Source organism: Ulvibacter sp. 2305UL32-6 (assembly GCF_058148545.1).
Map to the genome: position 1 here is coordinate 606,621 of NZ_JBYVKA010000001.1, position 23,522 is coordinate 630,142.

Annotated in this window: 22 protein-coding genes; 10 read left to right on the top strand and 12 right to left on the bottom strand. The window is 38.7% G+C overall.

Translation table 11 applies throughout. The annotated features are described in order from the left end of the window. Window position 1 precedes the first annotated feature (1 nt). Both ACY2RU_RS02890 and ACY2RU_RS02895 read right to left on the bottom strand, forming a co-directional pair. Window positions 2-1,147, bottom strand: a complete 1,146-nt coding sequence (locus tag ACY2RU_RS02890; protein WP_490136897.1) for an efflux RND transporter periplasmic adaptor subunit — start codon at window positions 1,145-1,147, stop codon at window positions 2-4. Window positions 1,148-1,226: 79 nt separating this feature from the next. After that, window positions 1,227-3,146, bottom strand: a complete 1,920-nt coding sequence (locus ACY2RU_RS02895; protein WP_490136898.1) for an ABC-F family ATP-binding cassette domain-containing protein — start codon at window positions 3,144-3,146, stop codon at window positions 1,227-1,229. 153 nt (window positions 3,147-3,299) lie between these two features. Here ACY2RU_RS02895 and ACY2RU_RS02900 point away from each other — a divergent pair, with 153 nt between their 5' ends. After that, window positions 3,300-3,608, top strand: a complete 309-nt coding sequence (locus ACY2RU_RS02900; protein WP_490136899.1) for a DUF983 domain-containing protein — start codon at window positions 3,300-3,302, stop codon at window positions 3,606-3,608. Window positions 3,609-3,611: 3 nt separating this feature from the next. Here the strand turns inward: ACY2RU_RS02900 and ACY2RU_RS02905 are convergent, their stop codons facing one another. The 8 genes from ACY2RU_RS02905 to ACY2RU_RS02940 form a co-directional block, all read right to left on the bottom strand. Further along, window positions 3,612-4,655, bottom strand: a complete 1,044-nt coding sequence (locus ACY2RU_RS02905; RefSeq protein ID WP_490136900.1) for an NAD(P)/FAD-dependent oxidoreductase — start codon at window positions 4,653-4,655, stop codon at window positions 3,612-3,614. 181 nt (window positions 4,656-4,836) lie between these two features. After that, a complete protein-coding gene (gene porN, locus ACY2RU_RS02910; RefSeq protein WP_490136901.1) occupies window positions 4,837-5,739 on the bottom strand; it encodes a type IX secretion system ring subunit PorN/GldN in 903 nt (300 codons plus the stop codon). A gap of 16 nt (window positions 5,740-5,755) precedes the next feature. Further along, window positions 5,756-7,309 carry a type IX secretion system motor protein PorM/GldM gene (gene porM / locus ACY2RU_RS02915; protein ID WP_490136902.1) on the bottom strand — a complete coding sequence of 518 codons (1,554 nt, stop codon included), beginning with the start codon at window positions 7,307-7,309 and terminating at the stop codon, window positions 5,756-5,758. 44 nt (window positions 7,310-7,353) lie between these two features. Further along, a complete protein-coding gene (gene porL, locus ACY2RU_RS02920) occupies window positions 7,354-8,004 on the bottom strand; it encodes a type IX secretion system motor protein PorL/GldL (protein WP_490136903.1) in 651 nt (216 codons plus the stop codon). A gap of 69 nt (window positions 8,005-8,073) precedes the next feature. Next, window positions 8,074-9,453: a T9SS ring complex lipoprotein PorK/GldK gene (porK, locus tag ACY2RU_RS02925; protein WP_490136904.1), complete on the bottom strand. Its 1,380-nt coding sequence runs from the start codon at window positions 9,451-9,453 to the stop codon at window positions 8,074-8,076. 113 nt (window positions 9,454-9,566) lie between these two features. Continuing rightward, entirely contained in the window at window positions 9,567-10,730 is a 1,164-nt protein-coding gene (locus ACY2RU_RS02930) for a formimidoylglutamase (RefSeq protein WP_490136905.1), read from the bottom strand. A 70-nt stretch (window positions 10,731-10,800) separates the two neighbouring features. Then, entirely contained in the window at window positions 10,801-13,308 is a 2,508-nt protein-coding gene (gene topA, locus ACY2RU_RS02935; RefSeq protein ID WP_490136906.1) for a type I DNA topoisomerase, read from the bottom strand. Window positions 13,309-13,400: 92 nt separating this feature from the next. Further along, complete coding sequence (locus tag ACY2RU_RS02940; RefSeq protein ID WP_490136907.1) at window positions 13,401-14,198, bottom strand: hypothetical protein; 798 nt, start codon at window positions 14,196-14,198, stop codon at window positions 13,401-13,403. A gap of 152 nt (window positions 14,199-14,350) precedes the next feature. Between ACY2RU_RS02940 and miaB the strand changes: the two genes are divergently transcribed. The 9 genes from miaB (at window position 14,351) to groL (ending at window position 22,441) form a co-directional block, all read left to right on the top strand. After that, the gene (gene miaB, locus ACY2RU_RS02945; RefSeq protein WP_490136908.1) at window positions 14,351-15,796 is read left to right on the top strand and encodes a tRNA (N6-isopentenyl adenosine(37)-C2)-methylthiotransferase MiaB; all 1,446 of its coding nucleotides are present in this window, start codon (window positions 14,351-14,353) and stop codon (window positions 15,794-15,796) included. Between the two features lie 43 nt (window positions 15,797-15,839). Beyond that, the gene (locus ACY2RU_RS02950; protein WP_490136909.1) at window positions 15,840-16,721 is read left to right on the top strand and encodes a hypothetical protein; all 882 of its coding nucleotides are present in this window, start codon (window positions 15,840-15,842) and stop codon (window positions 16,719-16,721) included. Between the two features lie 32 nt (window positions 16,722-16,753). Beyond that, window positions 16,754-18,031, top strand: a complete 1,278-nt coding sequence (locus tag ACY2RU_RS02955; RefSeq protein ID WP_490136910.1) for a sigma-54 interaction domain-containing protein — start codon at window positions 16,754-16,756, stop codon at window positions 18,029-18,031. Window positions 18,032-18,056: 25 nt separating this feature from the next. Continuing rightward, on the top strand, window positions 18,057-18,566 hold the full coding sequence (locus tag ACY2RU_RS02960) for an LptE family protein (protein WP_490136911.1): 510 nt from the start codon (window positions 18,057-18,059) through the stop codon (window positions 18,564-18,566). A 2-nt stretch (window positions 18,567-18,568) separates the two neighbouring features. After that, window positions 18,569-19,549, top strand: a complete 981-nt coding sequence (locus ACY2RU_RS02965; protein ID WP_490136912.1) for a DUF8458 domain-containing protein — start codon at window positions 18,569-18,571, stop codon at window positions 19,547-19,549. Continuing rightward, the gene (gene secG, locus ACY2RU_RS02970; protein ID WP_490136913.1) at window positions 19,549-19,920 is read left to right on the top strand and encodes a preprotein translocase subunit SecG; all 372 of its coding nucleotides are present in this window, start codon (window positions 19,549-19,551) and stop codon (window positions 19,918-19,920) included. The genes ACY2RU_RS02965 and secG overlap by 1 nt, the downstream gene beginning before the upstream one ends. 173 nt (window positions 19,921-20,093) lie before the next feature. Next, window positions 20,094-20,369, top strand: a complete 276-nt coding sequence (locus tag ACY2RU_RS02975) for a co-chaperone GroES (RefSeq protein WP_490136914.1) — start codon at window positions 20,094-20,096, stop codon at window positions 20,367-20,369. Between the two features lie 38 nt (window positions 20,370-20,407). Then, window positions 20,408-20,758: a four helix bundle protein gene (locus ACY2RU_RS02980; RefSeq protein WP_490136915.1), complete on the top strand. Its 351-nt coding sequence runs from the start codon at window positions 20,408-20,410 to the stop codon at window positions 20,756-20,758. Between the two features lie 54 nt (window positions 20,759-20,812). Further along, on the top strand, window positions 20,813-22,441 hold the full coding sequence (gene groL / locus ACY2RU_RS02985) for a chaperonin GroEL (protein ID WP_490136916.1): 1,629 nt from the start codon (window positions 20,813-20,815) through the stop codon (window positions 22,439-22,441). Window positions 22,442-22,670: 229 nt separating this feature from the next. Here the strand turns inward: groL and ACY2RU_RS02990 are convergent, their stop codons facing one another. Further along, complete coding sequence (locus ACY2RU_RS02990; RefSeq protein WP_490136917.1) at window positions 22,671-22,883, bottom strand: hypothetical protein; 213 nt, start codon at window positions 22,881-22,883, stop codon at window positions 22,671-22,673. 275 nt (window positions 22,884-23,158) lie between these two features. Then, complete coding sequence (locus ACY2RU_RS02995; RefSeq protein ID WP_490136918.1) at window positions 23,159-23,521, bottom strand: heavy-metal-associated domain-containing protein; 363 nt, start codon at window positions 23,519-23,521, stop codon at window positions 23,159-23,161. Between the last annotated feature and the right edge of the window lies 1 nt (window position 23,522).

Consider the following 23,522-nt stretch of genomic DNA (forward strand, 5'->3'; position numbering starts at 1 on the left):
ACTATTGTTGACTGGTTGAGGTATCGTTACTAAGGCTTTGGTCTTGATTGATCTTTACCATCATACCCGCGTAGGCACCAGGAACTGGCATTGCCAATAATTTAGTCCCGTCTGGCACGCCCTGAATAATCACACTATCAGGTGCGAAATAAATAGGTTTTACCTTGAGTAGATCTAAAACGCTATCTCTAACTACATAAATCTGGTCCTCATCAACCATGAGTTTCCTGGATATTTGAATAGCATTTTCTTGTTTTTTCGCCTCTAATATGGCTTCCAAATACATGCCTTCTTTTAAATTTTCACCTTTTACTTCAACAAATACTTTGATAGTTTGCGTTGCTGGGTCAATACGACCATTCACCCTACTTACTATTCCAGTGTAAGTAGTATCGGCTGTAGGTGCGGTAAGTGAAACAGCTTCTCCAATTTTTAGGAGATCGCTAAATCCTTTGGCAATAGCTAATTCTACCTCAAACACAGAAGTATCAATAAACTCTCCTAATTTTTGTCCAGAGCGCACCAAAGTCCCTTGTGTAACCAATGCTTCTGTAAGAATACCATTGAAAGGAGCTCGTATGGAATATTTACCTAGTCGCTGCTCAAGGTTTTTTATATTGTAGTATGAACTTTGAACACCCCGACCTGTAATAAAATAATTGACACTTTCTGAAGAAACCTCTGGTAATGCTGGCAAACTTTTGTTTACATCAATAGACTGTAAGTAAGCAGACCAGGTAGGAAAAGCTTCTGGATAATCTAAGCGCAGATCGGGCATTAAGGAGGTTATCAAATTGATAAACTCACTTTTGGATGCCTGCACTGAGGCGTAGAATTCGGCGGCTTCGATTCGGAGTAAGGTTTGACCTTTACTATAAGGCTGGCCAGCTTTAAAAGTTTGTGAACTATATTGAAATACCCCTTGCACTTCAGAGTAGAGTTCCAACTTGTTTTTAGCTTCCAGCGTTCCATTTGCTGGTAGTAGTACTGGAACAGTCCCATTTTTAGCCTCCTCTACAAAGACTGTCTTGATAACCTTTTCAAAGACAGGCTTTGGTTTGGTGTTATTTTCGACTATGTAATCTCCCAAGAAATAGGCACCTACAATAAAAAGTATTCCTAGAATGGTTAGTAAAGTATTTCGCACACGCAGTGTTTTGAAGGTTAGACGTCAAAAATACTACGCATCGCCAACGCTATACGTTAAAAATATCTTAATTAACGCCTTACGAATTGTAAGCCTCCAGATCTAATGTTACTTTTTCCCATGCCTCCATAAGTTTCGACAACTTATCTTTTTTAGCTTGATATCGATCAAAAAAGTCTGGCTTTGCAATGGTTTCGGCATAATTAATAGCCAATTCAACGTCAACAGCTTTGATCTCACGTTCTAATTTATTGATCTCAGCTTCTGTTTTGCTTAATTTATTCTGAAGTGACTTTAGCTTTTTTTGATCTTCGTAGCTCTGTTTTCCACCTTGTTCCGATTTTTTTTCTTCGGAAGCCACAACCGTTCGTTTTTCTGCCTCTCGTAGATTTTGAAGGTTTCGTTGCTCTAAGAAATAATCGATATCACCCAAATATTCCTTGATCTTACGATCTTTAAATTCGTAAACCTTATTGGTAAGACCTTGCAAGAAATCACGATCGTGAGAAACAAGTAATAGTGTCCCCTGAAAATTTTTGAGGGATTCTTTTAAAACATTTTTAGATTTAATATCCAAGTGATTGGTAGGTTCATCCATCACCAAAACATTGAAAGGCTGTAACAATAATTTCGCCAATGCCAAACGGTTTCGTTCACCTCCCGAAAGAACTCTCACATATTTATCTACTTCCTCCCCACGAAATAAAAACGATCCTAAAATATCTCGAACACGAGGCCTTGTTTTTTCATCGGCGGCATCGATCATGGTCTCTTCAACCGTTTTGGTTCCATCGAGATAATCGGCCTGATTTTGAGCAAAGTAACCGATCTGAACATTGTGACCCAGTTTGAGTGACCCATCGTGATCCAATTCATTAACAATGATTTTTGCTAAGGTTGATTTCCCTTGACCATTTTGGCCTACAAAAGCAATTTTGCTGTCCCTTTCAACCAAAAGATCAACATTTTTAAGTACTCTCTTTTCACCGTAATTTTTAGATACAGCCTCAGCTTCAATAACGACTTTTCCTGGAGTTAGAGAGGTTGAAAAGCGCAAAGTCATAACACTGTTATCATCTTCATCTACCTCAATACGATCAATCTTATCTAACTTTTTAATAAGTGATTGCGCCATGGTAGCTTTACTTGCTTTCGCACGAAATTTCTCAATCAGTTTTTCCGTTTGCTCGATCTGCTTTTGTTGATTCTTCTGAGAAGCGAGCTGTTGTTCGCGTAATTCGGCACGCTGTATTAAATATTGTGAATACGGTTTATTGTAATCGTAAATTTTTCCAAGGGAAATCTCAATGGTACGGTTGGTCACATTATCTAAGAACATTTTATCGTGAGACACAACTACTACCGCACCGGGATACGATTTCAAGAATTCTTCAAGCCACATAATAGACTCAATATCTAAGTGGTTTGTTGGCTCATCAAGCAGTAAAATATCATTGTTCTGCAATAAGAGTTTTGCCAGTTCAATTCGCATACGCCAACCTCCCGAAAAAGTATCAGTTGCTTTTTCAAAATCTTCGCGTACAAAACCTAATCCGAGTAAGATCCGTTCCGTTTCTCCTTGGTAGTTGTAGCCACCGTGAATTTCGTACTGATGTTGAACTTCGTTGAGTTCGATCATAAGATCCTCAAAACTCTGACTTTCATAGTCGGTACGCTCGGCTAATTGCGTATTGATTTCCTCAAGGCGTGCTTCAAGTTTTTTGATCTCAACAAAGGCTTGGTATGATTCCTCTAACACGGTACGCCCTTTTACAAAGTCGATATCCTGTTTTAAGAACCCAATTGAAGTTTCTTTATCTGTTGCAATTTGTCCTTCATCATACTCTTGTTCGCCAGAGATAATTTTGAGTAAAGTTGACTTACCAGCACCATTTTTGCCAACCAATCCTACGCGCGTTCCCGCGCCAAGTTGAAAGGTGATCTTTTCAAATAAATATTCCCCTTGAAAGGAAACTGATAGATTGTGAATGTTTAACATGCGAGTATAAGTAAATAATATGATCAAAAAGCCCGAAGGTTTGCAAAGATGCTTAATTTTGTGGTGCAAAAAAAATCAAACGTACAGCAAATGAAAGGCTCCAAACTATATAGTATCTTCACTAGCACCTGTCCCGTATGCCAAAGCAGTAGTATGTACAAAAATAAGAATCCTTATAAATTATCCACTACCCTAGAAATGCACGAGCGCTGCCCTCATTGTGGTCAAAAATTTAAGATCGAACCTTCTTTTTTTTACGGCGCTATGTATGTTAGTTATCCGGTAGGGATTATTTTTGCCGGGATCGCTTTTGTATTGTCTCATTGGGGTTTTGGGCTAGGAATAGGAATTTCAATGGTCATAATTATTATAACTTTGATCGCTTTACTTCCTATCATTTTACGACTCTCCAGAAATATTTGGATCAATTTCTTTTTATCTTTCGACAAGTCGAAGGTGTAAATTTTATAAAAATCGCTGAATATTTACCTCTTCCGGAAGTGGCGTACCTTTTTCTATATGCTCATAAAGCGTAGCCGATAAGGAAGGCGCCATAAGTATACCGCGCGTTCCCAATCCATTAAAGTAGTATGCATTAGTTTGATCGGGTAAGGCTCCTAATAACGGACGCCTATCTTTAACTGTAGGTCTAACACCTGCAACCTGATTTATAATTTCGAAATCACACGAGATCATCTTTTTGAGTTTTGTTGCAATTTCTTCACATGCTATGTCGGTAGTGTGATGCGTATAATCATCCCGGCTGTACGTAGCACCCACTTTATACAGGTCGTTACCCAAAGGAATCACCATCATAGGTCCTTTTAAAATTGCAGTACATTTAAGCTCTGTAGCTTTAATAATGATGTATTCTCCTTTGTTTCCTACTAAGAATTTCTTCGGAAAGGCTGGGTTATGTATCGCGGCTGCGCCTTCAGCAAAAACAATTTGCCTCGCCGAAAGATCTTTGTAGCAGATTCTTCCGTTAATACGGGTTAGCATATCGTATTGAAAGCTTTCGGAACGTAATTTGCCTTGTTTGTCTAAGTGAATACTATAAGCTTTTAATACGAGCGACGGATCAATACGGCCTGCACGAACCACGCTACCCAAGCCAAAGGGTGCAATGATCGAAGTATTTTGGTTATTTAAAATTTCCGAAGAAAGAAAAGATCCTACACTTTCATTTGCACTAGCGAGCATCCAATTGTTTTGCTCCTCAATACTTTTTAGTATGCGATATACAGGCAGTGTTTCTACAATAGAGACTTGCAGTTTTACGGAAAGTTCTCGATAGAAAGGTAAAGCATCTTCGATAAAGGTATTTGCGTTCCAAGCGGCTGTAAAACGTTTTAAAACTGTAGGATTAAAAACTCCTCCAGAAACGGTTGTAGACCCATTTATGCCCTTGTCAATCACGATAAAACTTTTGTTATGCGCGCTCAACTGCTCGGCAAAACTAAGACCGGCAATTCCCAAACCAACAATGATGTAATCTACTTCTTTCATACTGTAAAGATAGATGTTCTATAAGAGATTTTAGCGTGGAAAAACGAGATGGGAGATGGGTGATGGGATTATGGATTATGGACAAATAATGAATCAAAAAATTATAACTACTTATATTTAAAGTAAAAAACCCTCTAAGGTTTTCACCAAAGAGGGTTTTGTATTTATAAAATCTTAAAAACTAGTAGTTCCAAAGATCCATTTCTATATTTCGAATTTGTTCTTGAATTCGATCAGACTCTAACAATTGCATTAACGCATTGTCATTGATATATTCATTCACTGAACGGTCACCTTGAACATTGTCTTCTTTATAAACTACGGCGTGAAAACGACGCGAATTTAATAAGTGATCATAGGAAATAGGTTGTGACGTATTCTTGCGGTTAAAGGCTTTACTTTCATGCAAGATCCCTCGTGCACTTGGAAACCATATCCAGAACAGTTCAACTTTTGAATTCATCCCATCATCTTCAAAGGCTTTAGAACGCGCTTCACCAGCTACTGGACAAATACCTAATAGACGATATTTAAGCTCACCTTGACGTTTGTCTAGGTACCAATATCCACGAATTCTCCATTCTTCAATATCTCCAGCATCCAGCGTAAACTCACGAATATATTCGGCGTCTACATAGCCTTCTGCGTTGAATTGCTCAATACCAAGATCTGTTGTATCACGATATACTAAAGAAGCATCAATATCTCCAAGAGTACGCTTTTCGGTAAAATATGAATCTGCATAAACATGTTCAATTTTTCCTTGTTTGATACCACGAACAAGCACATCGTACAATGAACGTCTGTCTGAACCAATGTTGTTTGTATCAATTGGGTAATACAACGGGAAGTTCACACGTTCATCAAGATCGATGATTTCCCAAGTTGTCTTAGACCAAAGCACATCACGTTTGTCAACATAACCGTAAGGTAACGGCTCATCATTATCATAGGCAATCTGATCAGCGGTCTTTTTGCCTATATCTTCTGGTGTTTTGGCGTTTAGTAGATTCACTTGTGCATTCGCACTAGCAAAGCCTATTAATAGACCAAAGACACATAAAACAACATTCTTCAAATTCATATAGTAGGTTTTAATTCTAGTTCGTTAATTCAATAACCACTGGTGCAGTTCTTTTTAACTTAATTGGGCTTCCACCGATCTTTGTAATAATATCAAAGATTTGAACTGTTTCACCACGTTTTGCTCTACGTAAGGCACTTTTCGCAGAACCATCTAATTTATTTCCATTCACACGAACGGTAGGTTGACCAGATACTTTAAAGCTAAAGCCAGTAACTTGTAAGTTTAACTCAAAATCGAAATCTTCCAACATAGATCCAACGGTAGATATTTCTAATCCGTTACGATTCATTTTCACCATACCAGCTTCTCCACGGATGGTTCCAGTTGGTGCAGGAATGTCTTTAATTCTAAATTCGTTAGAGCTACTTACTCGCTGACCATCTGGCAATGTACCACTTGCAGTAATAGTTACTGTTCTACCAGCACCCGGACTCATATTATATTTACTTCCAGATACTTTACTAAGACCAGCACCAGATGCAGATACTTTACTATCAGGAATTCCAGGAATAGAAACCGTCATTGGGTTAACTACCCCACGATAAACAACGTTCATCTTGTCTGCAGCGATCACCGCAGCGTTAGGCTTCGAAATTGTAGCAAAACCAGTATTTACTGGAACTTCAATTTCTTTTCCACCTTCACCATAGTAAAGGAATCCCTCTATCTTATGGTCACCAGGACTTCCAGCACCTACTTTAAGAACAACTCTACCTCCTTGAATATCGTAGTCTTTACCTCTTTCAAGTTTTTTTCCATCCAATTTAAGATCTTCTCTTTGTGGCACAGTACTCGCATCGGTTCTACCTAATAAGATAGCTCCATTAAAAGTCTCTCCAGGATAAAAAGCTGATTTAGGAACATCCATAAAAGTGTTGTAGTTACTCAACGATAAAGCAGAAGCTTGTTGTCCGGCTAACATTTTTTGTAACACTTCACTTTTAGTCGTTTTAATATCGGCTTGAATTTGTGTTAATTTGGTCAATGACGCAATTAAAGGAAATCCTTCGTAGTTATAATTTAACCAAGCACGATTCTTTCCGTCACGATCTTTTACTTCCGCAGTAGAAAAATTCTGATTGATCGCTTTTTGTACATTTGGAAATGTACTATCTGGCAGCACAGCCATCATTTTAGTTCTGTATTCGTTCATTTTATCAATAAACTCTTGTCCTTCTGGCTTATAATTTTCACCAGTAAAAAACAAATTATTGAAGTGATCTGGCTTGTCCATCACTTCGTAATCTGAAGGATCTTCAAGAGGCTCTATTGCAGCCGATTTTAATGATTGAATATACGCGTCAAGATCTGCAGAGATCTGAGATACTTTGTCTGCATTTTCTTTTACAGCTGCGTATTGTTCAGGAGCGTCAGTTGCTTTTTCAGCTAAGTTTGCCATAAAGGCATCGTTACGTTCTGAAGTTGCTGTATTCGCTTCTGAGATCTTTTTATCTAACAGTCCGAAAGCAGATAATACTTCTTTCGACATGTTTAATGCTAACATTGCGATGAAAACCAGATACATCAGGTTAATCATCTTTTGTCTAGGGGATTGTCCTCCTGCCATTTTATTTTATTTTAGTAATTAATAAATAGGGTGAAAAACAATTCCTAGTTTCTTGTTGTCATTGCAGAAAGCATACCTCCATAAACACCGTTCAATGAAGAAAGGTTTGTAGCAAGGTGCTCCATTTGTGCTTTTAGTTGTTCAGCATTTTCAGCAACACGCTCATTTACTTCCGTTTGACGGCTTGTAGACTCAACCTGTACTTTATATAAGCTATTTAATGATTCCATTTGTGCAGCGGCTAATGCCATTTCTTCGCTGTATTTCTTAGTTGAATTCATTGCATCGGCTGTTGGGGCCATACCTTTTGCAGCTCCTTCAAACGAGCGAATACTATCGCTTAAGCTAGTCATTAATTCTGAATCGATTCTTGCATCTTTTAACATCTCATCTAACTTCTTAGATAAAATTCCTTTAGCATCTTCTGGCTCTTTCATCGCCTTCTTTGAGCTACCTGCACCACCAGCAAGTTCTGGATACACTAGAGACCAATCTAAATCATCATCTACTGGCTCAAATGCCGAAATAGCAAAAATGATCGCTTCAGTAATCAAACCAACAGCAAGAAGAATACCACCATTAAGCGGGCCTAACTCCCAGTGAAGAATTTTAAACAATGCACCTAAGATTACAATAGATGCTCCAAGCCCATAGGCCATATTAAACAGTTTTTTGGATGATTTTGACTGTGCCATAATAATAAATAGTTTAGTTAAGTTAAGATTAAGTTTTTAGTTTAGTTTTTTTTTTAAAAGGAGTAGCGATTAGCGTGCATCTCCGAATTTTTCATTCAGAACTACATCAGTTCCCATATAATCCTGAACAGTACGGAAACCAATATAACTACGTGCAGAATCTGCATACTCGTAATCACGTGTACTTACTTGTAGGAAATATGCAACATCTTTCCACGATCCACCTCGAACAACTTTACGCATATTGGTATCGTCATTTACATTCGGATTCATAGTTGAAGTATACTCATAAGCCGCAGCATCATAAGATGAAGCTACCCATTCGGCAACATTACCTGCCATATTATACAAGTTAAAGTCGTTTGGTTCATAAGCATCTGCCTCTACAGTGTAGAGTGCTTGATCTGCTGCATAGTCACCACGAAGCGGTTTAAAGTTTGCCATAAAACAACCTCGGTCATTTTTAGCATATGGACCACCCCAAGGGAAGGTTGCAGATTCTAAGCCACCACGAGCAGCGTATTCCCACTCTGCTTCTCCAGGAAGACGGAAAGAATTTACATGCTGACGTTTTCTAGATTTCTGATAAGAGTTCTTGTATAAAGTTCTCCAAGCACAAAATGCCTTTGCCTGTTTCCAAGTAACACCTACAACAGGATAGTCTCCATAAGCCTCATGCCAGAAATAATCATTGTGCATCGGCTCGTTGTAAGAATAATTGAAGTCTCTAATCCATACCGTAGTATCCGGATAGATCTTAACCTCTTCTTTTTTAATAAAATCTTTTCTGTTTTTTGATTTATCTCTTGCCGCAGCTTGAATGTCCATGTATGTATACTGGAATTTCAATTTGTCAACATCAATAGTACGCTGACCATTGTATGCTTCCTCAGCAGGAATGTACATACTATCCATTACTTCTGAATAATATTCATCAGGATACTCTGCCGTATCCCAAATTAGGTCAACATCGTGATTGATCTTTCTACCCGCGTAGAAATCTTCACCCATACCGTAATAATTATCATACATGTATTGGTCGTAAGGAGTCATTTCTTCATTCTCTTGATCAACAAAAGCATAATCTCCTATACTACCTTCACCTTCTCCTGGAGTAGATCCTACCTCATCAGCAAGAATCGCTAGGCGAAGACGAACTGTTGAATCACGTACCCATTCAACAAATTGACGGTATTCGGCATTCGTAATTTCAGTTTCATCCATATAAAATGAACGAACAGTAACAGTCTTTGTTGGGGCATCATTTACCGCAACAAAATCATCGTCAGATTTACCCATGATGAAGGATCCACCTGGGATTAGAGTCATTCCGTAAGGTTTTTCGGGATACCACTTTTTGCCTTTTGCCCCTACTAATTCTCCTCTGTCTCCAGAGTTACAACTGTACATAAAGGCAACGACTGCAGCTAATGCAATAAACTTCTTCATAGGTCTTTAGGTTAAATTTTCGAGATTCAAGGGCGTAAACCTATCTATAAATTATTAAAAAAACAACAAATTTTTTAAAAACCTTGAACGCTCGTTAATCTTAGTTTGTTCGGTTATACTTCATTCTTTCGGCGGGCTTTAAGCCACCTTTCAGGAATTTCCTGATTTGTTGCACCCAAATATTCGCCATAAGTGCAAGGTAATAACGTTCTACTTTTTAATTTATTATTAACATTTGAAATAAATGGTAATTCTATCCACCATCGCCCCGTCTTATTGCTCTTCTTAAATACTAATATTGTATCATCAACTGGGACTTTGTAGGTGGTATAGTCTTTTTCGTTCTTAAAATCATCATCTTCCACCCGAAAATTAACACCTTCTACAAAATACCAAAGCACCTGAGCAATTAACATAGCCGCACTTGCAGCCTCGTCATAATTTTTCAATTCATAGATTCCGAAAGAGCTTACTTTATTACTTATACCCGCATATCTTGAAATAGCACATATTTCTCTTCCATCAAATCCGTTGGGACTCGCACTGTTCCTATAACTTAATTCTGAACTTTTTATTGCCGTAACATCCATGGTTACAATATCTGCATCTCGCATAATGGGCTCTACAACAGTCACATCTGCGGTAACCTCACCCAATCGAAAAGCATCAAAGAACAACTTTTCCATTAGGGAAATTTCTCCTGGCGGATTAAAATAGGACTGATAGCCGAGGGTGCTATAATTGAATAAGTTATAGGGTTTGTCAACAATCATTTTACCTACATAAGACTTGTTGTTAACCGCCCGCTCTGCGTCGCCTATGTCAAAATTGGTGTCTACATTGACCATATTCAGCATTTTACTGAGCTGATCATAACCTCGATACTGAGCAAAGACCAGATCCTGACAACCTCCTAAAATTAACGGAATAATATTTTTCTTCAGCAATGCTGAACATACAGTCTTTAAAGCAAAATACGAATCATCAACCGTAGCCCCCTTTTCTATATCGCCCAAATCAACTATTTCATGCTTCCAATTTCCAGGATACAAAGCATAAAATGCTTTTCTGATTGCATCAAAGTTTATATCGCTTCCTATGTAGTTTACATCGTTTCTGTTCTCTTTCACCCCAACAATAGCAAACTTTACCTCTTTTAAATTAGGTAAGTCGCCCTGTTCCCTATGCAGCTCGATCTGCTTTCCAAGAACACCCGCTGGTAAGATTTCGCGGTGAGCAACAAGTTGTTTCGATACCGGGGAAAGAAATTCTATCATGAGGAATTAATGAATGATGATTGAATGAACAAATGATTAAATGATTTGACCCTACCTTACCCAAAAATAATTACTTTTTAGCTGCAGGCTTCTTTTTGGCAACTTTTTTCTTTGCCGGTTTTTTCTTAGGCTTTTTCTTTTCAAATATAGCCTCGGCCTCTTCTAAGGTCATCTTAACCGCTTCCGTAGTCTTTGGTAACTCGATCTTGGTTTTTCCTTTTATTAGATTAAAACGTCCCCAACGTGCCTTCTCCAAACGAATACCAGCATCTTCCCAGTTGTGAATTAACTTATCGATCTCTTTTTGCTTCTTTGTTTCTATCAACTCAATAATATCAGCTTCCGATAAATCGTCAAAATCATATTTCTTGTTCACATTGATGAACATATTGTTCCATTTAATAAAAGGACCAAACCGACCCGTTCCTTTTTGAACTGGTAGGTCTTCATACATATAAATAGGCGCATCGGCCTTTTTCTTCTCTTCGATCAATTCTTTGGCAAAAGCCATATCTACTTCCAGTGGATCCATACCTTTTGGAAGCGAAACAAATGTTTTTCCGAAGCGAACATAAGGACCAAATCGTCCGTTGTTGACATCAACTTCTTCCCCTTCATAAATTCCTAATGTCTTCGGAAGTTTAAATAAATCCATAACCTCTTCAAAGGTCACTAAGTGTAATTGCTGATCTGGGCGCAGGCTGGCAAATTTCTTTTCTTCATCGTCTGGAGCACCAATTTGCGCCATGGGACCAAATTTACCCAAACGGACTAGCACTGTGCGTCCGGTCTCCGGATCTTCTCCTAAAATTCGTTCGCCACTTTCACGTTCTGCATTCTCTTGCACATCTTCAACTCTAGGATGAAATTTTCCGTAGAAATCTTTTAACATCTTCTTCCAGTCTTCTCGACCTTCGGCGATCTCATCAAAATCTTCTTCCACCTTGGCAGTAAAATGATAGTCGAGAATTGTCCCAAAGTGCTCCACAAGAAAATCATTTACGATCATCCCAATATCGGTTGGCACCAATTTTCCTTTATCACTTCCCACCGTCTCGGTTAACGTTTTATCGGCCACCGAACTAGACTCTAAAGTGAGTTGTAGATAACTTCGCTCGGCACCTTCAACGGTACCTTTTTCCACATAATTTCTATTGATTATAGTCGAAATAGTAGGCGCATAAGTAGATGGTCTACCAATACCCAATTCTTCCAATTGTTTTACTAAAGAGGCTTCTGTAAAACGGTATGGCGGGCGGGTAAATCGCTCTGTAGCTGTAATATAATTTGTTCCTAAATTGTCACCTTCGGTTAATTTAGGCAACATCCCTTCTTGTTCCTCTTCTTCGAAATCGGTTCCTTCAAGATAGACTTTTAAGAATCCGTCAAACTTGATCATTTCACCGTTAGCAGTAAACTGTTCCTTCACCGTTTCCGAAGCAGTAATTCCAATTTTTACATTTGTTCGTTCCAACTGAGCATCACTCATTTGGGAAGCTAGAGTACGTTTCCAGATTAGATCATACAATCGTGCCTGATCACTGTCGCCCGTAATTGCATGTCTCGACATTTCGGTTGGACGAATGGCTTCGTGAGCTTCTTGAGCACCTTTCGATTTGCCTTTATAATCACGTGTCTTACTGTATTCTTTTCCGTAACTTTTTTCAATTTCTTTTTTCGCAGCGGCCTTTGCGTCATTCGACAAGTTCACACTATCGGTTCTCATATAGGTAATCAAACCTGCCTCATACAAACGTTGTGCGATGGTCATGGTTTTTCCTACCGAAAAATATAATTTTCGAGATGCTTCTTGCTGAAGCGTAGAAGTAGTAAATGGTGCTGCGGGTGATTTTTTCGCTGGTTTCTTTGTAAGATCTGAGATCGTATAAGTAGCTCCTATGTTTTTCTGAAGAAAAGCGCGTGCTTGCTTTTCGGTTTCAAAGTTCTTCGGAAGTTTTGCTTTAAATGTATTTCCTTCTGCCGTAGTAAACTCGGCATCTACACGATATGAAGCTACAGCTGTAAACGCTTCGATCTCACGTTCGCGCTCCACAATTAGTCGAACCGCAACCGATTGTACACGACCGGCACTTAAGCCCCCTTTAACCTTTCGCCACAATACCGGAGAAAGCTCATAACCCACCAAACGATCTAAAATACGACGCGCTTGTTGCGCATTAACTAAATTATAATCAATTTTTCTTGGGTTTTCAATGGCCTTAAGGATGGCACTCTTGGTAATCTCGTGAAAGACAATACGCTTGGTATTTTGATCTTTTAGGTCTAAAGTTTCAGCTAAATGCCATGCAATGGCCTCTCCCTCTCGATCCTCATCACTTGCTAACCAAACCATCTCGGCTTTTTTCGCTTGTCTCTTTAGATCTGCGACCAGACTCTTTTTATCACTTGAGATTATATATTTAGGTGTAAAGTCACCTTCCACATCTACTCCCAATTCCTTGGAGGGCAGATCGGCAATGTGTCCAAAGCTCGAAGCCACCTTAAAATCTTTTCCTAAAAACTTTTCGATGGTTTTTGCTTTCGCAGGGGACTCCACTATCACTAAATTCTTCGCCATATTCTTTTTGTTTGGGGTACAAAAGTATGTGATTTTTTTTATAAACCACTTTATGACTTGTAAATTAGGGTTCCCTTAACACCAAAGATAGCCTACTGTGACAGTGCTTGTGCTTCATTATTATTTTCTGAAATACCCTCAAAACCAATTGTACTTTTATAAAAATAGTATACAGGAAGGTAAACAATACAGGCCGTAAAAATGACCCCTACAAAGCATAAAATAACTCCTAATTGCGCTACGTTGGAAGCTATTATATAAAATCCAAAAACATAGATCCAGTGTTTATTTCCCAGTTTAAAAGCTGCCTTTACTATTTCAGAAACCGTCATATCTTTATTAAAAGCAAAGATGGGAACCATTAATTGTAAAGGAACTAACGCATAAAAAATAGGCAAATAACAGAGTAAAAGTGCCAAAAATGCTATCCCCGAGGATACCAATCCCAATAAAAGTAATCGTTTCAATTGCTTTCCTCTAAAAAACTCAAAATAATCTTTGGTGTCCTCCCCAGTCTCCAGATCCATCGCACGACATACCTTATAAAAATGTGCAGAAACACCAGCCGAAACCACCTGTAATAGAAACGCGGCTATCATAATGAACACAGCCAATATTACAATGCTAAGAATTGATGGAGCTCCGCTAACGTATTCTGCAGAATAATCACTCATATAATAGGCATTACGCGCTTTCTCCTGCTGAAAGGTGTAGTAAATAAATGGCCCATAGATCAATCCTATCAAGGGTATTGCAGCGATCGCCGTGATAAGCACATGTGCCGCGCCCTGTTGCCAAACTTTTTTGTACAATTCAACACATCGCGTAAGAACATCTCCAAAATCTACTTTTTTTGATCTTTCTATTTTCTGAAAAATGGGATGCTCCATAATAAACACTTTATAAATTAGCGAAACGAAGGTAAGAAAAAGAAATCTGCCACTTTGTCATAAATGTAAACAAATTTGTACCTTTACACCCCAGAATTATTCGCTGGCTTTATTATTGAACCTAGCAAAACCTTCTATTTTTAGACCTTCCTATGGAAAAGATCATTGACGAAAGCAAACAAGGAGAAGCTCTTGAACTCACTTCAAAAGTTGGCAACACACGTAAGCTCTATATTGAGAGCTACGGTTGTGCAATGAATTTTAGCGACAGCGAAATTGTTGCCTCTATTCTGGCAAATGAAGGATATGATACTACGCCGAACTTAGAAGATGCCGATCTGGTTTTGGTCAACACCTGCTCTATTCGCGACAAAGCCGAACAAACGGTTCGAAAAAGACTCGAAAAATACAATGCGGTAAAACGCATTAACCCTAAAATGAAAGTGGGCGTCTTGGGCTGCATGGCCGAGCGTCTTAAAGAAAAATTTCTAGACGAAGAGAAGATCGTCGATATGGTGGTAGGCCCAGATGCTTATAAAGACCTTCCAAATTTATTGCAGGAAGTTAAATCGGGTCGTGATGCAGTTAATGTGATCCTTTCTAAGGAAGAAACCTATGGTGATATTTCTCCTGTGCGTCTAGATACTAACGGTATCAATGCTTTAGTGAGTATTACACGTGGCTGCGACAATATGTGCACCTTTTGCGTGGTACCCTTTACCAGAGGTCGCGAACGCAGTAGGGATCCACAAAGTATCCTTCAGGAAATACAAGATCTTGCTTCAAAAGGATATAAAGAGATCACTTTGTTGGGCCAAAATGTAGATAGTTATTTATGGTATGGCGGCGGACTCAAAAAAGATTTTAAGAATGCTTCGGAAATGGAACGAGCCACGGCAACTAATTTCGCGCAACTTCTTAGTATGGTTGCAGAAGCACAGCCAAAAATGCGGATTCGGTTTTCAACTTCAAATCCGCAGGATATGACCGAAGATGTATTTCATATCATGGCGAAGTACACCAATATTTGTAACCACGTTCACTTACCATTTCAAAGTGGAAGTGACCGCATGTTAAAGGAAATGAACCGCCAACATACGGCTGCCGAATATCTCGCACTAGTAAAGCGTATGTGGGAGATCCTTCCGGGTTGCAGTATCTCACAGGACATCATTGTAGGATTCCCAAGTGAAACCGAAGAAGATCATCAAGATACACTAAAGCTCATGGAAGCTGTAAAATTTGTGTTTGGCTATATGTACAAATACTCTGAACGTCCAGGAACGATGGCTGCCCGCAAATTTGAAGACGATATTCCAGAAGCAACTAAAAAACGTAGACTCACAGAAATAGTGGATGCTCAAAGAGCACATAGCGCTTTTAGAACCAATGAGTTTATTGGAAAAACGACCGAAGTGCTTATTGAAAAGACCTCTAAAAAAGATGAAAGTCAATGGAGCGGAAGGAACGAGCAAAGTATTGTGGTCGTATTTCCGAAGGAACACTATAAACCAGGCGATTTTGTCAATGTAAAAATACACAGCTGTACAAGTGCAACTTTGATTGGCGAAGCAATAGGACGCTCGAAAGATCATTAATTGTAAAAAAATTAGTATCTTAATCTTACTAAAATTAACCATTATGAAAAAAGCTATTTTACTCCTATTCGCTTTCAGTTTTTTGGCAAGTTGTTCAAATGATGATAACGGCACGCAGCAAGAAGAACAAATTGCCGAGTTGAAGATCAAAAGTTTTACTTTGTCAAATTATGGGCCTGGAAATGGTTTTCCTGAGCACACTACATTCTTTTTTGACGAAGATGCTAAGATTAGCCAAATACATAATTCTCGTGAATCTGAACCTGGTAAATTTATCCAAGATATTTCGTACAACGATCAAGGGCTGTTCTTAAGCAACGATTGGCTATATGTTATAGCTGATCAAACTGATATGTTTACCCATATAGAAACTGAATACAACACATCAAACGAACTCATAGAAATGATTCGATATGACGAGAATGATCAAGAAGAATATACCTATCATTTAACCCATTATCAAGATAGCATCCAAGCAGTTTTTTATGTAAATACATCTATCGAGCAAAAATATACCTATAAATTTGGCCCCGATAACCTTCTAGTTCAAGAAGATATTATACCTGCTGATCTAATTGGTTTTATCAGAAATGATTATTTCTATGAAAATGGAAATTTGATTAAACTACAAAGAACAATTAATTCAAATATCGGAGAAACCATTTATAGGTACGATGACAAAATAAACCCATTATATCCCGTATTGAATAATAGTTACGAACAGCTCATTTCTATTGGCCAAGTTGGCTTGAATAAATTTCACCCCAATCTAAATTACTTTTATTCTAAAAATAACTTTACTTCATATGAAGGTTCAAGTGTTGATGACATCATAACATACCAATATAACGACCTCGGCTATCCAATTAGCGGAGAAATTGTAAATGGTGATTTCACGCTTAAATTAACCTACGAATATTACTAAAAACTAAGATTTCTGCTTGGCAGGAGCTATTTATGGAAAGTGTACAAGCAACAAAACAGCGATTTGGAATTATTGGAAACGACCCCAAACTGAATCGTGCAGTAGAAAAAGCAATTCAAGTGGCACCCACAGATATTTCAGTACTCGTTACTGGAGAAAGTGGTGTAGGAAAAGAAAGCATTCCGAAGATCATTCACGCATTATCACACCGCAAACACGGGAAATATATTGCAGTAAACTGTGGTGCCATCCCTGAAGGCACCATAGACAGTGAACTCTTTGGTCACGAAAAAGGCTCTTTTACAGGCGCAACAGCCACCAGAAGCGGTTATTTTGAAGTAGCCGATGGGGGAACCATCTTTTTGGATGAAGTGGGTGAATTGCCTCTTCCCACTCAAGTAAGACTGCTTCGCGTCTTGGAAAATGGCGAATTCATGAAAGTGGGCTCTTCCAAAATTCAAAAAACCGATGTACGCATCGTAGCTGCAACCAATGTAAAAATGGTTGAAGCCATTGAAAAAGGTAAATTCAGAGAAGACCTATATTATCGCCTAAGTACGGTTGACATCAATCTTCCACCACTTCGTGAACGTAGTGAAGACATTCATTTGTTGTTCCGAAAGTTTGCAGCCGACTTTGCTCAGAAGTACAAAATGCCTACTGTTCGCCTCGATGACGATGCGGTGAGCCTACTTTTGCAATATCGCTGGAGCGGAAACATTAGACAATTGCGCAACGTAGCTGAACAAATCTCAGTGCTTGAAACAGAACGCAACATTAGCTACGCGACACTTAAGCATTATTTGCCAAATATGGGGAGCAACCTACCTGCTTTAGTAGGACAAAAGAAACAAGAAGGCGATTTCAGTACAGAAAGAGAGATCCTTTACAAAGTGCTCTTTGATATGCAACGTGATGTCAACGACTTAAAAAAATTGACCATGGAACTTATGAACAATGGTAACGCCAATAAGGTTCGTGAAGAAAATTCGACACTCATCAATAAAATTAATTCCCGTAAAACCGACCATGAAGCCGAGTTAGCCGCGATCGTGGAAGAAGACGAGAATCTACCAACAAGTGAAGTAGAATTACTTCAAGTACATGACACACCTTCCGAAGCCAAACAAAGCAATTATGATTTTGCTGAAGAAATTGAAGAGGAAGAAAACTTATCGCTGCAAGAAAAAGAGCTTGAGCTAATTAAAAAATCACTCGAGAAATATCACGGTAAACGCAAGGATGCCGCAGATGAATTAGGGATCTCAGAAAGAACCCTCTACCGAAAGATTAAACAATATAATTTGTAATTTGGCCCTCTCTAAGGCAAGTCGTATGAGATTTTTTAAACATTTCCTTATCCTTATTTTTATGGCTACGCTTCAAAGTTGTGGCGTATACTCCTTTACAGGAGCCGATATTGATTATTCAACGACCAAAACCTTTCAGGTTAGCCTATTTCAGAATAATGCGCCTATTGTTGAACCTGGCATTTCACGGCAACTAACACAAGAATTACAAGATCTTTTGTTGAATCAAACCAATTTAGATCTTGTAAATAGCAACGGTGATCTGGTCTATGAAGGTGAGATCACAGAATATTATACGGCGCCAATTACCGCAACTGCAAGCAACACAGCCGCTCAAAACCGACTCACTATTTCGGTTAAAGTGCGTTTTTACAATACAAAGAATCCCGACAAAGACTTTGAACAACCGTTCTCTTTTTACAAAGATTTCCCAGGAACATCACAACTAACAGGGACTCAACTAGACGATGCGGTTGATGAAATTTTTGAGCGGATCACACAAGACATCTTTAATAAATCACTCGCCAACTGGTAATTTTGAATACAGAGAAATTTACATCGCTTTTAGCGAATCCACAAAATATTAATGACACAGATCTATCAGATCTAAAAGCTGTGGTTAATAAATATCCGTATTTTCAAAGTGCGCGCGCCTTGGCGTTAAAGGCCCTTCACAACAGAGATAGCTATTTATACAATGACGCCCTGAAGGTGACAGCGGCATATACAACCGATCGCGATATTTTATTTGAATATATTACTTCGGAACGTTTTGTACAGAATGAAATTTCACAACTTATTAAGCAGCATGATGCTGCAACAATAGCTCTTGAGGTTGTTTCTGAAGATGTTTCTGAAGAAGTCAGCCTCGAAATAGACAGACAGTTAAAAGCCGAGCTTAAAAAAGCTGAAGCCATTTTAAATCCGAAGCTATTTGAACGTAAACTCGAATCGGTTGAAGAAATTCTTGAAAATGCCGCAACTCACGAAAAACGTTCTTCCGAAGAAATTAATGCGGCCATTTGGGAAGCTACTTCTGAAAAGACACCAGAAGAAACATTGGCTGTTGACAAACCCATTCCGTTTACACAAAAAGACACACACTCCTTTAGTGAATGGCTCAAATTGACACAAGCTAAGCCTATTAAACGAGAAGAGATCGCTGCTTCTTCCGAAGCTATTTCGGAAGACATGTCTGCCGATCAGGAAGAAAAAGAGACGCAAGACAGTTCACAAGAAGAAAGGGACCGTAAATTTGCTCTTATTGAAAAGTTTATTCAAGACCGTCCCAAGGTACTTCCGAAGGACCAAAGAGCACCTCAAGAAAATTTAGCAGCTCCCTATACCCAAGGCTCAGACACCCTAATGACCGAAACTCTAGCAACGGTATATGTGCAGCAAAAAAACTATACAAAGGCCATTCAGGCATATAAAATTTTAATTTTGAAAAATCCCGAAAAAAGTGGTTTCTTTGCAGACCGAATTCGGGCAATCAAAAAATTAATACAAGCAGAGTAATGAGCACGTTTACAATATTTATCGTTTTAATCATTTTCGTGGCCTTTTTATTGGTCGTAGTAATCATGGTACAAAACCCAAAAGGTGGCGGATTATCTTCTTCTTTTGGTGGTGGTGGAACACAGCAATTGGGCGGTGTTCAGAAAACGACCGATTTCCTAGATAAAAGTACATGGACTTTAGCAACACTTCTTTTAGTTTTGATCTTATTATCAAATATTCCTCTAATGGGAAGTGGCTCAATAAACGAATCTAAAGTATTAGATGAAAACGCAGTTGAAAATGTACTTCCTAGTACAGAAACGCTGCCAACAACTACAGAAGAAATTACTACGCCAACGGGCAACGAAGAAGGTGACGTTGAAAATTAAACCTACTTTATAATATATTTAAAATGCCAGCTTCTGACAAGCTGGCATTTTTTGTTTTAAGATGTCAGTAAGAACGCTATTGGCATACTTTCTGCCTAGTAAGCATTAGACAAATTAACAATTAAGTTTAACAAGATTCCCTCCTCTGAGGGAATTATAAATTGAAATTTATAATGGCATTAAAAATTCAACCGCTTTCAGACCGCGTTGTTGTGGAGCCACAAGCTGCAGAAACAAAAACAGCTTCTGGTCTTTTTATCCCCGACGCTGCTAAAGAAAAACCACAGCAAGGCAAGGTAGTTGCCGTAGGAAAAGGAAAAAAAGATCACGACATGACCGTTAAAGTTGGTGATGTAGTGCTCTACGGAAAATATTCAGGTAGCGAACTTAAGCTTGATGGCAACGATTACCTCATCATGCGCGAGGATGATATTCTAGCGATCATTTGATCGCGCTTTAAGCTATAGGCACTAAGCTATATGCCAATATGAGAGATTTTAGAAAATATGATATTTGGAAACTAAGTCACCAACTTACACTAGATATTTATAAAATTTCTAATTCATTCCCAAATTCCGAAATTTATGGAATTGTCTCACAACTAAGACGCGCATCAGTTTCTATCCCCACCAATATTAGCGAAGGCTGTGGTAGAGATAGCGACTCCGAATTTAGTAGGTTTTTAACGATAGCTTTGGGCTCCGCCAATGAGACAGAATATCTACTTATTCTTTCTCGCGATTTAAATTATATAGATGATAATTCTTTTGAAACATTAAATACACTGGTCAACCTGATCAAACAAAAGACTTATTCCTTAAAACAAAAATTAAAATAATCCGCATAAAGCATAAAGCATATTGCTTACAGCTTTTTGCATAAGCAAAAAATTATGGCAAAAGATATAAAATTTGATGTAGAAGCACGTGACGCGATCAAACGCGGTGTAGACGCATTAGCAAATGCAGTAAAAGTAACATTAGGTCCTAAGGGACGTAACGTAATTATTAGTAAATCTTTCGGTGCACCACAAGTGACTAAAGATGGTGTTACCGTAGCAAAAGAAATTGAACTCGAAGACCCATTAGAAAACATGGGTGCTCAAATGGTAAAGGAAGTAGCTTCAAAAACCAATGACCTTGCAGGTGATGGTACAACAACAGCTACCGTACTAGCGCAAGCAATTGTAAAAGAAGGTTTGCGTAACGTTGCCGCTGGTGCAAATCCAATGGATTTAAAACGCGGTATCGACAAAGCTGTTGATGCAATCGTTAAAAATCTTGAAAAGCAAGCTACCAAAGTGGGTAACTCCAGCGAAATGATCAAACAAATTGCTTCGATTTCAGCAAATAATGACGAAGTGATTGGTGATCTAATAGCAAAGGCTTTCGGAAAAGTTGGTAAGGAAGGTGTTATCACCGTTGAAGAAGCCAAAGGAACTGAAACTTATGTAGACGTTGTAGAAGGAATGCAGTTTGACCGCGGATATCTTTCTCCGTATTTCGTAACAGATAGCGAAAAAATGCAGACCGAACTTGAAAATCCAATGATCCTTCTCTACGACAAAAAGATCTCTTCAATGAAAGATCTTTTACCCGTATTAGAGCCGGTTGCACAGCAAGGAAAATCGCTTTTGATCATCGCCGAAGATGTAGATGGTGAAGCGTTGGCAACTCTAGTTGTAAACAAACTACGTGGATCATTAAAGATCGCTGCTGTAAAAGCACCTGGTTTTGGTGACCGTAGAAAAGCAATGCTTGAAGATATTGCAGTCTTAACGGGTGGTACGGTAATAAGCGAAGAACTTGGTTTTACGCTTGAGAATGCAACCTTAGAAATGTTAGGTTCTGCTGAAAATGTTACCATCGATAAAGACAATACAACTATTGTAAATGGCGCTGGAGATAAGAAAAACATCAAAGCACGTATTGGTCAGATCAAATCACAGATCGAATCTACAACAAGCGATTATGACAGAGAGAAACTTCAAGAACGCTTAGCGAAATTAGCTGGCGGTGTAGCCGTACTTTATGTAGGTGCTGCTTCCGAAGTAGAAATGAAAGAAAAGAAAGATCGTGTTGATGATGCATTACACGCAACCCGGGCGGCTGTTGAAGAAGGTATCGTTGCTGGTGGTGGCGTTGCTTTGGTTCGTGCTAAAAGTGTATTAGCGAAGCTTACAACAGAAACCTTAGACGAATCTACAGGAATTCAGATCGTTGCAAGAGCTATTGAAGCTCCCTTACGAACTATCGTTGAAAATGCAGGTGGCGAAGGTAGTGTTGTAGTAAGTAAAGTAATGGAAGGCTCAAAAAACTTCGGTTATGATGCTAAAAGCGAGCAATATGTTGATATGCTAAAAGCAGGGATTATTGATCCTAAAAAAGTAACACGTATTGCTTTAGAGAACGCAGCTTCTGTTGCAGGAATGATTCTTACTACCGAGTGTGCATTGGTCGACATCAAAGAAGACACGCCATCAATGCCTCCAATGGGCGGTGGTATGCCAGGAATGATGTAATGGCGAATCGCCACAGATAATTGTAGAGTGTAATCTCTTATTACAAAAACCTCTGTTTAGCGACAGGGGTTTTTTATTTTTATAAAATTAAATCGTCAAATAGAAATAGAGAAATTGGCAGTCTGTACGCTTGCTACCTCTTTTTTGGGCGTTACCCAGATGCTCGCCAAGGCTCGCTCTGTGTCGGGCTTTCAGCGGTACAAGGTACCTTGCCTCAATCCCTAACGCATTATTCGTCTTTTTTACTAAATATTTTAAACAACGAAACACTAACCAGGGTCAATACAACAGGCCAGATCACAAATAGATCTACTCGCATCACTTCGGCTCCTCCATCGGGTTGATACGACATCCACTCTTGCATATAATATTCCCAAACAATGGCCGCGATCACCACCGCTACAGTTAGTATATATAGTAAAATTTTCGGTTTTAATAACATACCCTAAAAATACAAAAACCACCTCACAAGGAGATGGTTCTTTTTAGTTTAATTTTGAAAGGATCTGTGCTTCACAGATCGTCATTCCAATTACTTCTTCTTAGAAGCAGTCGGAGTTGCCTTCTTAGCAGGAGCCTGTTTAGGAGCTTGTTTTGCTTGAGGTTTACTGTTTGACTTTGTTGCCATAGTAGTTAAATTTAATAACGATATAAATGTACAACAGAAGTAAATCCGTGATACTTTCATTAGCTAAAATTTAACTAAAATGAGACTAATTAATTTTCATTCTTATGATCGTCTTTGACGTCTTCATCCCGATACTTACAACATGGGTGAACACTCTCGTACGCCTCGTCTGAAGCAACTATTTCTTGCGTATCATGTCCAACAGCAGCTACACTTTCCTGAATCGTTTTTAGATCGGTTTTACGTGCATCATAAATAAGACTTAGCTCATGTGTTTTTACATTCCAAACAGCAGATTTAACGCCTGTGGTTCTTACGGAGGCCTTTTCAATACGCTCCTTGCACATCATACATACGCCATCAACTTCAATGGTAGCCTTTTCGTTTTTGTTTTGCGCAAATAATCCTGTTCCAAGAAATAGCGCTAGGGTGATCATAACTAATTGTTTCATA

Bases quoted from the DNA above. Each gene is read 5' to 3' on its own strand.
- ACY2RU_RS02995 (WP_490136918.1), bottom strand. From the start codon at position 23,521: ATGAAACAATTAGTTATGATCACCCTAGCGCTATTTCTTGGAACAGGA.
- ACY2RU_RS02940 (WP_490136907.1), bottom strand. From the start codon at position 14,198: ATGGAGCATCCCATTTTTCAGAAAATAGAAAGATCAAAAAAAGTAGAT.
- ACY2RU_RS02905 (WP_490136900.1), bottom strand. From the start codon at position 4,655: ATGAAAGAAGTAGATTACATCATTGTTGGTTTGGGAATTGCCGGTCTT.
- porN (WP_490136901.1), bottom strand. From the start codon at position 5,739: ATGAATTTGAAGAATGTTGTTTTATGTGTCTTTGGTCTATTAATAGGC.
- secG (WP_490136913.1), top strand. From the start codon at position 19,549: ATGAGCACGTTTACAATATTTATCGTTTTAATCATTTTCGTGGCCTTT.
- topA (WP_490136906.1), bottom strand. From the start codon at position 13,308: ATGGCGAAGAATTTAGTGATAGTGGAGTCCCCTGCGAAAGCAAAAACC.
- ACY2RU_RS02960 (WP_490136911.1), top strand. From the start codon at position 18,057: ATGAGATTTTTTAAACATTTCCTTATCCTTATTTTTATGGCTACGCTT.
- ACY2RU_RS02895 (WP_490136898.1), bottom strand. From the start codon at position 3,146: ATGTTAAACATTCACAATCTATCAGTTTCCTTTCAAGGGGAATATTTA.
- ACY2RU_RS02900 (WP_490136899.1), top strand. From the start codon at position 3,300: ATGTACAAAAATAAGAATCCTTATAAATTATCCACTACCCTAGAAATG.
- ACY2RU_RS02980 (WP_490136915.1), top strand. From the start codon at position 20,408: ATGAGAGATTTTAGAAAATATGATATTTGGAAACTAAGTCACCAACTT.
- miaB (WP_490136908.1), top strand. From the start codon at position 14,351: ATGGAAAAGATCATTGACGAAAGCAAACAAGGAGAAGCTCTTGAACTC.
- ACY2RU_RS02975 (WP_490136914.1), top strand. From the start codon at position 20,094: ATGGCATTAAAAATTCAACCGCTTTCAGACCGCGTTGTTGTGGAGCCA.
- ACY2RU_RS02930 (WP_490136905.1), bottom strand. From the start codon at position 10,730: ATGATAGAATTTCTTTCCCCGGTATCGAAACAACTTGTTGCTCACCGC.
- ACY2RU_RS02990 (WP_490136917.1), bottom strand. From the start codon at position 22,883: ATGTTATTAAAACCGAAAATTTTACTATATATACTAACTGTAGCGGTG.
- porK (WP_490136904.1), bottom strand. From the start codon at position 9,453: ATGAAGAAGTTTATTGCATTAGCTGCAGTCGTTGCCTTTATGTACAGT.
- porL (WP_490136903.1), bottom strand. From the start codon at position 8,004: ATGGCACAGTCAAAATCATCCAAAAAACTGTTTAATATGGCCTATGGG.
- ACY2RU_RS02950 (WP_490136909.1), top strand. From the start codon at position 15,840: ATGAAAAAAGCTATTTTACTCCTATTCGCTTTCAGTTTTTTGGCAAGT.
- porM (WP_490136902.1), bottom strand. From the start codon at position 7,309: ATGGCAGGAGGACAATCCCCTAGACAAAAGATGATTAACCTGATGTAT.
- groL (WP_490136916.1), top strand. From the start codon at position 20,813: ATGGCAAAAGATATAAAATTTGATGTAGAAGCACGTGACGCGATCAAA.
- ACY2RU_RS02955 (WP_490136910.1), top strand. From the start codon at position 16,754: ATGGAAAGTGTACAAGCAACAAAACAGCGATTTGGAATTATTGGAAAC.